Origin of the sequence: uncultured Desulfovibrio sp. (genome assembly GCF_902477725.1) — a bacterium.
GTDB lineage: Bacteria > Desulfobacterota > Desulfovibrionia > Desulfovibrionales > Desulfovibrionaceae > Desulfovibrio.
The window spans coordinates 327565-341872 of record NZ_CABSIF010000001.1 but is presented as its reverse complement, the minus strand read 5'-3'; the positions used below and the strand labels follow the sequence as shown (position 1 = coordinate 341872).

The 14308-nt window shown below is 59.9% G+C and carries 10 protein-coding genes; 6 read left to right on the top strand and 4 right to left on the bottom strand.

Annotated features, from left to right (window positions below; translation table 11 throughout):
- Positions 1–42: 42 nt before the first annotated feature.
- Positions 43–1632 (top strand): histidine kinase N-terminal 7TM domain-containing protein, encoded by a 1590-nt coding sequence (locus RDK48_RS01395; RefSeq protein ID WP_298993879.1) that lies wholly within the window; start codon positions 43–45, stop codon positions 1630–1632.
- 176 nt (positions 1633–1808) lie between these two features.
- On the opposite strand, the gene purE is transcribed toward RDK48_RS01395, so the two are convergent.
- The 3 genes from purE to RDK48_RS01380 all read right to left on the bottom strand — a co-directional run bounded on the left by purE (position 1809) and on the right by RDK48_RS01380 (position 5520).
- On the bottom strand, positions 1809–2306 hold the full coding sequence (gene purE, locus RDK48_RS01390; protein ID WP_298993877.1) for a 5-(carboxyamino)imidazole ribonucleotide mutase: 498 nt from the start codon (positions 2304–2306) through the stop codon (positions 1809–1811).
- A 61-nt stretch (positions 2307–2367) separates the two neighbouring features.
- Positions 2368–3654 carry a phosphoribosylamine--glycine ligase gene (gene purD, locus RDK48_RS01385; protein ID WP_298993875.1) on the bottom strand — a complete coding sequence of 429 codons (1287 nt, stop codon included), beginning with the start codon at positions 3652–3654 and terminating at the stop codon, positions 2368–2370.
- 186 nt (positions 3655–3840) lie between these two features.
- The gene (locus RDK48_RS01380) at positions 3841–5520 is read right to left on the bottom strand and encodes a VCBS repeat-containing protein (protein ID WP_298993873.1); all 1680 of its coding nucleotides are present in this window, start codon (positions 5518–5520) and stop codon (positions 3841–3843) included.
- Between the two features lie 218 nt (positions 5521–5738).
- Here RDK48_RS01380 and RDK48_RS01375 point away from each other — a divergent pair, with 218 nt between their 5' ends.
- A complete protein-coding gene (locus tag RDK48_RS01375) occupies positions 5739–7130 on the top strand; it encodes an RsmB/NOP family class I SAM-dependent RNA methyltransferase (RefSeq protein WP_298993871.1) in 1392 nt (463 codons plus the stop codon).
- A gap of 52 nt (positions 7131–7182) precedes the next feature.
- Here RDK48_RS01375 and hypF read toward each other — a convergent pair whose 3' ends face one another.
- A complete protein-coding gene (hypF, locus tag RDK48_RS01370; protein WP_298993869.1) occupies positions 7183–9684 on the bottom strand; it encodes a carbamoyltransferase HypF in 2502 nt (833 codons plus the stop codon).
- A gap of 176 nt (positions 9685–9860) precedes the next feature.
- On the opposite strand from hypF, the gene RDK48_RS01365 reads away from it, so the two are divergent.
- From RDK48_RS01365 to RDK48_RS01350, 4 genes are all read left to right on the top strand, one after another.
- Complete coding sequence (locus RDK48_RS01365) at positions 9861–10430, top strand: helix-turn-helix domain-containing protein (protein ID WP_240825337.1); 570 nt, start codon at positions 9861–9863, stop codon at positions 10428–10430.
- A gap of 107 nt (positions 10431–10537) precedes the next feature.
- Entirely contained in the window at positions 10538–12217 is a 1680-nt protein-coding gene (locus tag RDK48_RS01360; protein WP_298993866.1) for an AMP-binding protein, read from the top strand.
- A gap of 354 nt (positions 12218–12571) precedes the next feature.
- On the top strand, positions 12572–13636 hold the full coding sequence (gene sppA / locus RDK48_RS01355; protein WP_298993864.1) for a signal peptide peptidase SppA: 1065 nt from the start codon (positions 12572–12574) through the stop codon (positions 13634–13636).
- Positions 13637–13806: 170 nt separating this feature from the next.
- Positions 13807–14298, top strand: coding sequence for a hypothetical protein (locus tag RDK48_RS01350; RefSeq protein WP_298993862.1), 492 nt, complete (start codon positions 13807–13809; stop codon positions 14296–14298).
- Positions 14299–14308 lie beyond the last annotated feature (10 nt).

Sequence of the window (14308 nt, the reverse complement as noted above, 5' to 3'; positions counted from 1 at the left end):
CAGCTGGCACGCTCACAGGGTGAATAGTATAAGGCATAGTCAGTGATCATAAGAGCTGCCTGTATTCTTTTTCTGAGTATATCGTGCGCGGGCATGCTCTATGCTGTTTGCTATTCGTCCAGAATAGCGCGCTCAAACGGGTATGCGGCCTTTTTGTTTTTGTTCATGTCTATTTTCATGTACACGGTCGGGTACATTTTCGAGCTTGCATCAAGCACGCCTGAAACAATCTATCTTTCCTTAAAAATTGAATACCTGGGGGCACCGCTCATCGCAGTGTTCTGGTTTCTTTTTGCCGTTTATTACAATAACTATTCAATAAAGAGCAAGGCTGTGATGGCCCTGCTGTTTGTGGTGCCGCTGACGACTATTGCGATGCTCTACACCAATGAGTATCACCATCTCCATTATAAAACCTTTGCAGTAGATGCCAGCGGCCTCTTCCCTGTGGCGGTAACGCAGAAAGGCTGGTGGTATTATGTTGATTTTGTTTACAAGATGCTGGTTGCCTTTGCCGGGCTGGCCTTATTTGCCTTCTCCTACGGCAAAGCAACGGGCTATCGCAGGCGGCAGGCAAAAACCATCTTTATTGGCGCGTTGAGCCTCTGGATAGGCAATTTTTTGCAGACTCTTGGCTTTGCGCCCTACGGCATTGACATTGAGCCCTTCATTCTCTCGGCGGCCCTGCCGCTGAGCGGCTTTGCCATGTCCCGTCTGCGCATGTTCGACCTCGTGCCCATAGCGCGCGACAAGGTCTTCAAGACCATGAGCGCCAGCGTGCTGGTGCTGGACGACAAGCTGCGCGTGGTGGATTTCAACGACAGCGCCGTGTCCATTCTTCCGGCCCTGTCAGAGGATGCTGTGGGGCTGGCTGTCAGGGATGTGTTTCCTGAACAAAGTTCTCTTGATGTGGCGGCGCTTGTGCAGAATGAGGAAATGGAGATTGCTTTGCCGGTTGCGGGTGGGCTGCGTTTTTACAAGGCTTCCTGCGCCAGGGTTGGCGCGTCTGAAAAAGATTCCGGCCTCATTGTCTCCTTGTACGACATGACCGAGAGCAAGGAACTGCTTGAAAAAATGCAGCGTATCGCGTCACAGGACGCGCTGACCCAGGTGTTCAGCCGCTGGTTTTTTATGGAGGCCTTTCAGCGCGAGATTGACCGCTGCCGGGAGGCTGGCGGCAAGCTCGGTTTTATGCTGCTGGACATCGACCATTTCAAACGCGTCAACGATGAATATGGGCATATGGCGGGCGACAAAGTCCTGCGTGGCGTCACGTCAGCTCTGAAAGACACGCTTGGCCACAAAGCCTTGCTTGGCCGCTATGGCGGCGAGGAATTTTCTGTACTGCTGTCCGGTATGGGGCAGGATGAGAACGTGGCGCTCGCTGAGCGGTTGCGGCAGGTTGCGGCCATGATGGAGGTGTCATTCAACGGCACTGTCATAAATGTGACAATTAGCGTTGGCGTTGCCGCCGCAGTATTTGAACCGGGTGCTCCGCAGGGCATGGAAAGCACTCAAATCTGCGATGCCCTTATTCTGGCGGCAGATACAGCCCTGTACCGCGCCAAACAGGAGGGACGCAACAGGGTGTGCTCTGTTGGCCTTGCGTACGGTGCAGAGGCGTCTGTGTAATCAATCTGCCTGTCTGTTCGCTGCCTCAGCAACAACCGGCAAAACCATAAATGCCCGCAAGTTAAGCTTGCGGGCATTTATGGTTTTGTGATGTGCGTACCGTGGGTTTCCACTGCGAATCAAAGCAATGGACAAAATACAGCGCAAGAACCAGCCCTGTTGTCAAGGCTACTACGCTAGGCGTATTTGCGGCTAATTTCGTCCCCGGCTTTTTCCACTTCTTCGCGCATTTTGGCGCGGGCTTCGGCAATGCGTTCGTTAAGCGCAGGGTCGGACACGGCCAGAATCTGGGCGGCCAGCCATGCGGCATTACGTGCGCCAGCCTTGTCGGTGGCAACGGTGGCGACCGGGAATCCGGGAGGCATCTGCACAGTGGCAAAAAGCGCGTCCATACCGCACAGGGCGGCGCTGGAAACAGGAATACCAATCACTGGGCGCGTGGTGCGGGCGGCCACGGCTCCAGCCAGATGCGCGGCCATGCCTGCGGCGCAAATAAACACGCTCGTGCCTTCGGCTTCGTACTGGCTCACCAGTTTTTCGGTGCGCTCAGGGGTTCGATGCGCGGAACTGACGGTGATAGCGCAGCTCACGCCAAGGCTTTTCAGAACGTCTACGCAGGGGCTGACCTTTTCTTCGTCAGACTTTGACCCCATCAAAATGACTACTTGCGGCATAGTCTTCCTTCCTGTGGTGCGGCGCAGAGCGCCGGAATATCCTTGCAAAATCAGTTTGTTGCTATTTTCCGGCCAGACGGCGGATGCCTTTTTCGCCAATGTCGGTGCGATGAAAACCATCCTGCATGCGCACCTTGGCCACACCGGCATAGGCGGCCTTTTGCGCGTCAGCCAGGCTGTCGCCCAACGCGGTGACGCACAAAACACGCCCGCCGTTGGAAACGAGCGACCCGTCCTTAACCGCAGTGCCGCTGTGAAAAACCTTTACGCCGGGTACGCTGTCCGCGTCTTCAATACCTTCGATGGACAAACCCTTGGCGTAGGAGCCGGGATACCCCTTGGCGGTGATCACAACCCCAAGCGCGGTCTGGCTGGTCTGGCCGAGGCTTACCGGGTCAAGCTTGCCGCGTACAGCGTCCAGCATGATGGCTGGCAGGTCGCCGTCAAGGCGCATGAGCAGGGGCTGACATTCCGGGTCACCAAAGCGCACGTTGTATTCCAGCACCTTGGGGCCATCGGCGGTCATCATCAGGCCCGCGTACAGCACGCCCACAAAGGGATGTCCGTCCTTGGCAAGCTCGCGCAGGATGGGCCGCACCGTGAGGTCGGCCATTTCTTCAAGCATGCTGTCGGGCAGCACCGGGGCGGGGCTGTAAGCGCCCATGCCGCCGGTATTGGGGCCTTCGTCGTTGTCGAACACTCGCTTGTGATCCTGAGCCGAGGGCAGGGGAACCGCCCGGGTGCCGTCGCATACGCAGAGGAAGGAGGCTTCTTCGCCCACAAGGCATTCTTCCACCACCACAAGGTTGCCAGCATCGCCAAAGGCGCGCTCGGTCATGATCTCGTCAATGGCGTCCAGGGCTTCCTGCACGGTCTGGGCGATGATGACGCCCTTGCCCGCGGCGAGGCCGTCCGCCTTGATGACCAGAGGAGCGCCCACCTTGTTGATGTGGTCGCGGGCCGCCTGCGCATCGCTGAACACTTCGCAATGGGCGGTGGGCACTTTGGCGCGGTTCATGATTTCCTTGGCAAAGGCCTTGCTGCCTTCAAGGCGTGCGCCATAGGCATCCGGCCCAAAGCTGGGAATGCCAGCTTCGCGCATGCGGTCAACAATGCCCAGTGTCAGGGGCAGTTCGGGGCCCGGAATCACCAGGTCTATGTGCTCCTTGCGCGCAAAGGCCAGCAACCCGTCCAGGTCGTCCACAGCCACAGGCACGTTAACGGCCCCTTCGCTGCTGGTGCCGCCGTTGCCGGGCGCAACAAAAATGGCGCTGACTTCGGGGCTTTGCAGAATTTTCCAAACCAGGGCGTGTTCGCGGCCACCGGAGCCGATCACAAGGATGCGCATGCTGTCTCCTTACTCCAAAAACTTTTCCGTTTCAGTAAGCTGGTTATAAAGCGGCAAAACCCCAGTGGGTTTTGCCGCTTTAAATTGGCTATTGCCAGAGCCGCGGCAGGGCCGTTGCTCCATATCCGCAGCTCTGCGCCGCAGATAAAAACGGCCCCTCGCGTTGGCGAAGGGCCGTTTACCCCGCTAGTTGGGGCTTACTTCAAAGTCGCTCAAGTCCGCAGGCACGTTAGGATTGGTGGCCGAAACGTCCAGGGGGTAGGCGGTAATCATGCACTGACGGCTGCCGATGCCGAGATCGGGGGAGGTGTTGAGGCCCACCACCAGATCAAGGATGCCATCGTTGTTCACGTCAGCCAGGTCAATTTCCGCAACAGAACCACGGATGCGGCGGGTCTTCCACTTGAGGCCAAGGCCCACGCCGTCCCAGTACAGGGCATGAACTTCGCCCTGGGGGAAGAAACGGTAACGGTCAAAGAACTGCGCCGCAGTGGATATGGGCTTGTTGACCAGCAGCGTGTAGTCGCCGGTATTGCCGATATCGGCAGCGATGAGGCGCATGGGGGCGTAGTACTTGCTGGGCAACTGGTAGGTTTTGTCCACGCCCAGACCGGGCATGCCCTTGTAGTGATCCATACCCGTAGCAGAGCCGGAATAACGTTCCATGGTGGTGTAAATCAGGCTGTTGCCGTGGCCCTGGAAGAGCTTGATGCGCTCATCGTCGGTCAGCATGACAAGCTGTTCACCCTTGCCGTTCTTGCCGGCGGGCATCCACACGCAGTTGAACACAGTGGCGCCGGTGGGCAGGTCAAGACGGGTGCCAAGCGTAAACTTGCCGTCCTGCTTGGTCATGATGCGCACGCCGGGAGCAAAGAGCTTAAGCGAATCCCACGCCTGACCCACGAGGGTGGGGCTGTAGGTGGGGGGCACACGCATGACGCTCACATAGTAAGGAATGCGGTCGGCAATGGTGGTGAACTTGTTGCCCTTGAAGCTGTATATGAAGGAGTAAGGGCGGTTGCTCGACTCTTCGGTGGTGGTCACAACAAGAGCCATGCTGCGGTCGCGGTTGAGGTCGATGGCGCGCATGGAGAAGTTGTTGTTGGAACGCGAAACCACGGTTTCGCCAAGCAGCTTGAGCTGACCGTTGGCAGGCCAGCTGTAGATGCGCAGATCATGATCGCTCAGGATGGCGACTTCATTCTTGCCATCGCCGTTAAAGTCGCCCACGGCCATGTCGACCATGTTGTAACCCAAGCGCTGGGTGCGCAGGCGGGAGCCATCTTCAGCGCCAGCGCCCTGATAGCGGAACTGCGGGTTCAGGTACACCTGCTGCTGACCGGTTTCGTTGGTGACGATGTCGCCATTGGCGGTTGCGCCACGCGGGGAACCAGACGCGGTGGAGCCGGGGGTGCGCATTGCGGAGGAAATACCAAAAACTTCCTGGCTCAGGGCCGAGGTCAGGTTCTGCACAGAAGTGGTCAGTTCGCTCACAGGAGCCTGGGCGGTTTTGCTCCAGGTTTTGCCTGCCTTGTCCACGCTGTTCATAACAATGGTGCAGTCGTTGCCCATGACGCTCACGGAGCCCCAGATGGCGTTGTCCGCACCAGAAGAGCGGAGCGCCTGCTGGGCTTCTGCCTGGCTGGCGGCCTTGTTCTGTCCCGCACGGGCTTCAAGCACGCCAGGGCGGTCAAGGCGTCCCTGAATGGTAGCCTGAACAGCCTTGGAAAGGTAAGCGTAGCTCTGGGGGGCATTGACCACAAAGGGCAATACCACAGCGCTTTTAGCGGCGGCGCTGGCAGCGCCCGCAGCAACGGCGACGAGCATCAGGCAGACCGAAAAAGTCAGTCGCATGGCGAATTTCATTCCATTCTCCTTGAGTATTCACGCAAATACCCGGTAAAGTACGGCCACGGGCCGTTGTGGCGGTCAACCGGTACCGACTGTCAAATGCAGCCCGGCACGTCCGCACTGGCGCACTATACGCACACTTGCAGCGCCGTGCAAGACGCAAGGAGCCCGTGGAGCGCGCCGCAACAGATAAATTCCTTGCGGGAAGGGCGTACTGTCAATAATATGCCGCCATGCCGAAAACTCTTATCCGTTCTTTTCGCCTGGTATGCGCCCCGGAACAGGTGCCCGCTGTGGAGGCCCTGCTGCGAGCTCAGGGGTATGATTTTGAGCCGGAACCTTTTTCTCCCCTGTGCCGCCGCCTTGTGGCCGAGCCGCGCCCGCTTGGCGGTTCGCTGGCTGCATTTTTCGGCTACATTTATATACAGGACCGTTCGTCCATGTTGCCGCCGCTGGCGCTGGCTCCATCTGCTGGCAGCGCAGTGCTCGACATGTGCGCAAGCCCCGGCAGCAAGACGGGCTTTCTGGCCCAGCTTGTGGGGCGCAATGGTTTTGTGCTCGGCAACGAGCCTTCGCCCACGCGTCTTGGCACCCTGCGGGCCAATCTGCACCAGCTTAATCTGATACAGGCAGCCACCTGTTCATATAGCGGAGATGCCCTGCCTTTGCGGCCCGGTTCATGGGACGCCATACTGCTTGATCCCCCCTGTTCCGGCTGGGGAACCGCAGAAAAACACCCGCAGGTGCTCAAGCTCTGGCAGGGCGACAAGCTCGACAGTCTCACCGGGCTGCAACGCCGTCTGCTGCGTCACGCCGCCTCGTTACTGCGGCCTGGCGGGCGGCTGGTGTATTCCACCTGTACGACCAATGTGGATGAAAACGAGGCGCAGGTGCGCTTTGCCGAGCAGGAGCTGGGGCTGGAGCGCGAACATCTTGATCCCATCCCCGGTTTCGTGTGGGAGGAGCTGCCCGGCGGCGAAGGCACCTTGCGCGTGGACGGCGCGCGCTCGCAGGCTCAGGGATTTTATGTGGCCCTTTTCCGCAAACCGGGCGATGCGAATGCGGCGGCTCTGCCCTTTGAAAACAATGGGTCTGAGCCGCAAGAAACCGTTTTTGAAGCGTCTGCTACCGTTCCTTCCGGGATGCAGAGCGCGGGCCAGCGCAATGGACGGCGTATCGGGCGTAATCGCGATGATGGCCCAGCGGGAAAGCCGGTTGAACGTCCTTCGGGCAGTCCGTTGCCGCCGGAAAGCCTTGTGGGCGCCACCTGCAACCCTGACCTGCTGCCCCCAGGGCGAGCGGTGCTGTATGGCGAGCATGTACGCTTTGTGCCGCCTCAAGCCACGGCTCTTTTGCCCCCCGGCTGCGTATGGCAGGGTTCATTGCTGGGCAAGCTCTGCGGCGGTACGCTGGATGCCGCGCCGCGCCTGCGTGTGCTCATGCAGTCGCCGCCGGATGCTGCCTCCAATCTGGTGCTGGACGATGTGGTCGACATTACAGCCCTGTTGAGCGGGCAAAGCCGCCAGACAGGTTTGAGTGGACGCGCGGCCGGCCTCTGGTGGCGGGATCTGCCGCTGGGGCGCATTGTTCTCAAGCAGGGCAGAGCCATAGCCGGATTCAAATAGGTGCAGATTCTGTCAGCAGGTTTGTCTTGCTGACTTTTCCGCCATGCATGCATCAGTTTTTCGCCCTTGCCAGCATCCTTCTGCCCCACACGGCCTGACCGAGGGAAAGCCCGCCGTCTCCGGGCGGCAGTTCATGGTGGGTGAGGGCTGTGAGGCCCTGCTCCGCCAGCGCCAGCGGCAGCAGCCGCGCCAGCGTGGTATTCTGCAATACGCCGCCGGTGAGGCCCACACAGTTCACGCCCAGTTTGCGGGCCGCACGGCCCGCCATGCCTGCCAGCGCCCGCGCAAGGCTGAGGTGAAAACGCGCCGCAGCTTCTGTGGCGTCCATTCCCTGCGCCTGCGCCTGCGCAACGTGGGCAAACAGGCCTGCGCTGTCCAGTTCCAGTAAATCGTGCTGAAGCGCAATACCCACGGGCCAGATCAATGTGGCAACGTCCTTGTCGCGCGCCTTGCCCTCCAGCGCCGTGCGTACATGCTCATTGGCCCGGTTGGCGGCATCTTCAAGGCGGATGGCGGCCTGACCCTCGTAACTTGTATCAAGGCACAGTCCCAATTGCGCGGCCACTGCATCAAAGAGGCGTCCGCAACTGGTCGTGGCCGGGCAGTTGATGCCGCGCCGCAGCATTTCTGTCACTGCGGCTGCGGCCTGCGTCTGTTCCGGCAGCCAGGGGGTGTGCAGTGACGGAAGCGGAATTTCTGCCTGCTCGCACAGATTGCGCAGGGCCAACGCAATGCGCCAGGGTTGGCGCACCGCCGCATCTCCGCCCGGCAAGGCAAAGGGGGCCAGACGGCCCACCCTGTGCCACTGGGCCTGTTCAAGTTCCATGAACAGGAGTTCTCCACCCCAGACTGTGCCATCATCGCCAAGGCCGGTGCCGTCAAGGCAGAGGGCCAGGGCCGGGCCGTAGTGGCTGTTTTCGGCCAGCACCGCAGCGGCATGAGCGGCGTGGTGCTGCAAACGCCACAGGGGCAGGCCTTCGCGCTCTGCGCGGGCCTCGGCATAGCGGGTGGAAAGAAAATCGGGGTGCGCATCGCACACCAGAGCCTCAGGCCGTACCTCCAGCAGCTTTTCCAGATGCGCGGCCACCTCCTCATAAAAACTCAGAGTGGCGGGATTCTCCAGGTCACCGATGTGCTGGCCCACAAAGGCCTCGGCCCCCCGCGTCAGGCAGATGGTGGCCTTAAGCTCTGCTCCGGTTCCCAACACGCAAGGGGCGTTTTGCTCCGCCTTGGGCAGAAAAACCGGGCGCGGCACATAGCCCCGGGCGCGGCGGTAGAACAGCGGTTCCGCAAGCTGGCTTGCGGGCGCAGACGTGCCGTGCGCATCCGCACCGGGCAGGCTCGGCTGGAGCGTCACCACGCTGTCGTCAACGCGCACCAGAATATCCCGGTCGTGCAGCAGCCATGCGTCCGCCAGATGGGCAAGCCGGGCCAGAGCCTCGCGGTTGCCAAGGCAAATGGGCTCGCCCCCGGCGTTGGCCGAGGTCATGACAAGCACGGGCGGCAAAGCCGTGCATTCTGCGAGGCGGCTAAAAAGTACGGCATGCAGGGGCGTGTACGCCAGCATGATGCCGATCTTGCCAGTATCAGGGGCTACCTCGTGCGGCAAATAGGCGGCATCATTCTGAATGGCTGCGCCATGTTGCGGCGTGCTGCGGCGGGGGCAGAGAACAACGGGTTTTTCCGGGCTTTGCAGCAGGGCCTCGTGTTCCGGTGTAAGGTCGCACAGGGCGCGGGCTGTTGCCAGATCGCCAACCATGAGGGCCAGTGGTTTGTGCGGGCGTGTTTTGCGCCGCCGCAGCTCTTGCAGGCTTTGGGCATTACGCGCATCGCAGGCCAGTTGAAAGCCCCCCAGACCTTTGAGCGCCAGAATCCCGCCGTGGAGCAGGGTCTGCACGGCCTGTTCCAGCGCTTGCTGCTGATTTTCTGCGGTCGGCGCAGTTTGTCCCTTGCTGGCCGCAGCCGCATTCACAAACCACAGGCGTGGCCCGCACGTGGGGCACGCCACGGGCTGAGCATGGAAGCGCCTGTCTGCCGGGTCGGCGTATTCCGCGCTGCACCGGGGGCAGAGCGGAAAACAGCTCATGGACGTGACGGCGCGGTCGTAGGGAATGGAGCGCGTGATGGTATAGCGCGGCCCGCAGTTGGTGCAGTTGGTAAAGGCGTACTGGTAGCGCGGATTGGCCGGATCGCGCATGTCGGCAAGGCAGTCGGCGCATACGCCCATATCCGGGCTTACGAGCACGCTGTGCGCTGCCTGCCCTGAGCTGGGAACAATGCGGAAGGCTGTTTCGTCCTCCACAACAGGCAGGTAGTGTTCGTCCACGTTGGTCAGCCGTGCCAGCGGCGGCAGTTCGGCGCGCAGGCGGCGGCCAAAGCGCTGCACCTCCGCCTCTGCGCCCTGCATTTCCATACGCACGCCTTCAGAGGTATTGCCCACAGTGCCTGTGAGCCCGCCCTCGGCGGCGAGGCGGTAGACAAAGGGGCGAAAACCCACGCCCTGCACTTGCCCGGAGGCCACAAAGGCCCTTCTGACCATCGGTTGTTTGCTCATGCTTTTCAGCATAGCGCAAAGAGCAAAATGTGTCAGCAGGGGGATTGTATGACCGCTCAACAGCGCATGTTTGCTTGCGAGCGCACGGGCTTTTCGGTATTTAGTGGGTTGCTTGCCGCCACGTCATCCTGCCAGAGCGGCATCCAACCCGGCATATCCGGCAATCAGGAGCGTCTATGCCCCCCGTGCGTACCATTGGTTCCCGCATCCGTGGATTTCGCGAAGAACGCGAAGTTGACCTGCAAACTCTTTCCCAGAATACGGGCCTTACGGAAGACTATCTTGAAAAGCTGGAGTCAGACGCCATCTATCCTTGCATCGGCCCCCTGCAGAAGGTGGCCCGCGCTCTTGGAGTGCGCCTTGGCACTTTTCTGGACGACCAGTTTTCGCGCGACCCGGTGGTGAGCAGCATCAATGGCGAGGCCGAGGCCGATGAAGCGCTGCACACTGGGCGCGTCCCCCGCCCCAGCTATACCTATCATGCGCTGGCCAAGGGCAAGAACGACCGCAACATGGAACCCTTCCATATCCGCATTTTTCCCGAGAGCGGTGAACGCAAGACCACCTCGCATCAGGGCGAGGAATTTATCTGCGTGCTCAAGGGCGAGCTGCTTGTGGTCTATGGCCGCGAAACCCGTGTGCTCAAGCCCGGCGAAACAATTTACTACAATTCCATTGTGCCGCATTACGTGGGCGCAGCTGGCGACGAGCCTGTGGAATTTCTGGCTGTGACCTACAATCCCTAGGGCATGTTTATTTTCTGTTGGCCTGCACTAAGGCGCGACCCAAAGCCCTTCAGGCCGCACACCGCGTAACAGTGGCCACCAGCCGCAACACGCCTTTGGGAGGATGCATGGAAGAAAAAGTTCGTGAGCGTCAGGCGCAGTTTGAACTGCGCGAATGGACGTTGGGGCAGGTGCTTGACCACACAGTGGCGCGCTTTCCCGATAATGAAGCATTGGTATACCCTGACCGCAACTATCGTCAGACCTGGAGCGAATTTGGCGCTCTGGTGGACGATTTTGCCAAGGGTTTGATGGCTCTTGGCGTGCAGAAGGGCGAAAAGGTCGCGGTATGGGCTACAAACGTGCCATACTGGGTGGCGTTGCAATTCGCCACGGCAAAAATCGGCGCGATACTGATTACGGTAAACACCAATTATCGTGAACACGAGCTGCGCTATCTGCTCACCCACTCTGAGTGCGAGAATATTTTTCTTATCGACAGCGTGCGCGACCACGACTATCTGGACACGCTCTACCGCATTGCGCCGGAGCTGCGTTTGCAGTCGCGCGACAGGCTTGCGTGCAAGAACCTGCCGCATCTCAAGCGCGTGTGCTTTCTGGGGGCGGAAAAGCACCGGGGTATGTACTCCGTGCCGGAAATACTCTCCCTTTCCGTCATGGTGGACGAGGCGGAATACGCCGCCCGCCAGGCCCAGCTCCAGCCGTGGGATGTCATCAATATGCAGTACACCTCGGGCACCACGGGCTTTCCGCGCGGGGTCATGCTGACCCACGTGGGCGTGGGTCTGAACGGGTACTGGATTGGCCGCCACCAGAATTTCGGCCCGGAAGACAGGGTCTGTCTGCCTGTGCCGCTGTTCCATTGCTTTGGCTGTGTGTTGGGTGTATCTGCCGCAGTGAATCACGGCGCGACCATGGTTATCCTCGAGTCGTTCAACGCGCTCAAGGTGCTGGCTGCGCTCGACAGCGAACGCTGCACTGCCGTGTACGGCGTACCCACCATGTTTTTGGCCGAGCTGGAGCATCCGCTGTTCAAACGCTTTGATCTTTCACACATGCGCACCGGCATCATGGCCGGCTCCGTCTGCCCCGAGCCGCTCATGCGCCGCGTGGTGGACGACATGAACATGACGGAAATCACCATCTGCTACGGCCTTACGGAGGGCTCGCCGGTGATGACCCAGTCAGACATTCATGATCCCCTGGCGTTGCGCTGCGAAACTGTGGGCTGCGCCATGCCCGGCATTGAAGTGCGCGTGGGCGACCCCGATACCTGCGAGGAACTGCCGCGCGGTGAGGTGGGTGAAATTCTCTGCCGCGGCTACAATGTCATGAAGGGCTACTACAATATGCCCGAAGACACGGCCAAGGCTATCAGCCCCGAGGGCTGGTTGCATTCCGGCGATCTGGGAGTTATGGACGAAAACGGGTACCTGCGCGTGACGGGCCGCATCAAGGATATGATTATCCGTGGCGGCGAAAATATCTATCCGCGTGAGGTTGAGGAATTTCTTATGAGCATGCCGGGCGTCCTGGACGTGCAGGTAGTGGCTGTTCCCAGCCGCAAGTACGGCGAAGAGGTCGCGGCCTTTATCATTCCCCGCCCCGGTGTGGAAATTCTGCCGGAAGATGTGCGTGATTTTTGTCGCGGCAAGGTGTCGTGGTACAAGATACCCAAGTACATCAAAACAATAACAGGGTTCCCGCTTACTGCCAGCGGCAAGATCCAGAAGTTCAAGCTGCGCGAAATGGCTGCAGAATTCTGGCCTGAACCCATGCAACGCTGAGAATAAAAGGCGCGCCCTGCACCTTGCGGGGCGCGCCAGTGCAACAGATCATCAGGCTGAGCCTGAAAAGTACAGGCTCCCCTGGGCAGTCATGCGCGCCATGAACCATGCAAATAGCTTGCCGCCGTACGAACCTGCGTGAATAATCCCGCTCCGCGCCAGTCTCCGGTCTCTGCCGTCAGCCCAACCGTGTGCCCAGCCCCTTGCCATAAAATATTTCCCAAGCCATTGAACAGGCCATGCGGCCATCCCCGCCGATAGCGCCGTCAGCCTGCGAATTTTCCCACCATCGGGCCAAGGCCCATCACAACTACAGTCAGGTCAAAGAGCGTTATGAGCAATCAGGAATTTTCATTGAATACAGATCAACCCCTGTCCATGTCTGCCGCCAGCGAAGCTGGTCATGCTGAAGCCACGTCCGCTGCCATTCCTGCGGCTACTCCCGCGTCTTCATCCGCTGCGTCATCCGCATCGCCATCTGGGGGACAGTCCTGCGCCTGCCCGCTGGCGCAGGTACCGGCAACCGTATGGAAGGATCTGCTGCGTCGTCCGTTCCGCAAACGGCATCCTGTCGTCTTTTGGGGGATTATACTACTTTTGCTGGCAGGTGTCGGCGTATTTGGCGCCGCCCTTGGCAGCAACGGCCTCATGAGCGGCCAGCGCATAGCCCTCGTGTCTGTTTCCGGCCCCATCATGGACCCGGAACCTGCCCTTGAGTGGATACGCAAGGTGGAGCGCGATCCCATGATCGCGGGTGTGCTGCTGCGCGTGGATTCGCCTGGCGGAGGCGCTGCGGCATCGCAGGAAATTTATAGCGCCGTGCGCGAGCTGGCCCGAAAAAAGCCCGTGGCTGTCAGCATGGGTTCCCTGGCTGCTTCGGGCGGGCTGATGGTCAGCATGGCGGGGTCGCGCGTGTTTGCCAATGCCTCTACCGTGACAGGTTCCATTGGCGTACGCATGGACATCCCGCAGTTGCAGGGCCTTATGGGCAAAATCGGCGTGGGGCAAGAGACCATAACCACAGCTCCCTACAAAGACGCAGGCTCCTACATGCGTCCGCTGAGCACCGAACAGCGCGATTATTTTAAAAAAGTGCTGGATGACATGCACCAGCAGTTTGTGGATATCGTAGCCGATGGGCGGCATATGGAGCATGCCCGCGCCGCCGCGCTTGCCAGCGGCAAGATTTTTACCGGGCGGGAGGCCGTGCAGCTTGGATTGGTGGACGAACTGGGCGGGCAGCAGACGGCTCTGGCCTGGCTTTCTGAGCAGTGCGGCGTACCAGCGGAGCGCAAGCTTGTGACCCGGCCCAAGGAAGGCGGCTGGCTGCCGCGCAGCCTCAAAACCATGCTTGGGGTTGACCTGAGCGCACTGGGCAGCTTTTCTTCCAGCAGCCCGGTCTTTCTTTATCAGTTTTAGGGGCAGCGTTAGCCATATTGCGAGCACTAACGCGTTCTGACAATAATAGCTAACAAAACGCATCCGTTATGAGTATTGCGGGCGGCTGTTCTAGACAGCCGCCCTTGCTTGTGCGATACTTCTGCCCGAAAAATACCGCGCACTGCGCGGACATTTCAAGGAGCTTGTCCATGAAATATGCGCTGTTGGGTTCATTGATGGCCTGTGTGCTGTTGGCGGGCCTGTGCGGGGCGGCTGCCGCTGCGGAAAAAAAATTTAACCATTTCAGCATAGACTTGCCCGCCAAGTGCTCGGCAACAGAAAAAGAAAGCATTGTAACCGTTTCCTGCGGGCAGGATTCGTTTTTTTCCATTGGTATTTTTACCAAGGCGGAAACCGGCAATCTGACGCCCAAACAGTTTTCCGAAAAGCAGTCGGCCAGGCTTAAAGGCACTGCGCCTTCAAAGGCTGACGATGGCGGCGGCTGGACGTTCCAGGCCATGTCCGGCAGGGGCATGACCCATGCGGACGTGTCCACTGAGGGCGACCTGACCCTGCTGTTTATCAGCGATGTGAGCGATGCGGATTGGCCCGATGCCCTGCAAAAGGCGTATGATTCCCTGCGCGGGGCCGATGACCGTGCGGACGCGCTGATCCAGAAATCGCTTTTTGAGCGGGAATAAGTCCGCGCCA

Bases quoted from the DNA above. Each gene is read 5' to 3' on its own strand.
- purE (WP_298993877.1), bottom strand. From the start codon at position 2,306: ATGCCGCAAGTAGTCATTTTGATGGGGTCAAAGTCTGACGAAGAAAAG.
- purD (WP_298993875.1), bottom strand. From the start codon at position 3,654: ATGCGCATCCTTGTGATCGGCTCCGGTGGCCGCGAACACGCCCTGGTT.
- RDK48_RS01380 (WP_298993873.1), bottom strand. From the start codon at position 5,520: ATGAAATTCGCCATGCGACTGACTTTTTCGGTCTGCCTGATGCTCGTC.
- RDK48_RS01375 (WP_298993871.1), top strand. From the start codon at position 5,739: ATGCCGAAAACTCTTATCCGTTCTTTTCGCCTGGTATGCGCCCCGGAA.
- hypF (WP_298993869.1), bottom strand. From the start codon at position 9,684: ATGAGCAAACAACCGATGGTCAGAAGGGCCTTTGTGGCCTCCGGGCAA.
- RDK48_RS01365 (WP_240825337.1), top strand. From the start codon at position 9,861: ATGCCCCCCGTGCGTACCATTGGTTCCCGCATCCGTGGATTTCGCGAA.
- RDK48_RS01360 (WP_298993866.1), top strand. From the start codon at position 10,538: ATGGAAGAAAAAGTTCGTGAGCGTCAGGCGCAGTTTGAACTGCGCGAA.
- RDK48_RS01350 (WP_298993862.1), top strand. From the start codon at position 13,807: ATGAAATATGCGCTGTTGGGTTCATTGATGGCCTGTGTGCTGTTGGCG.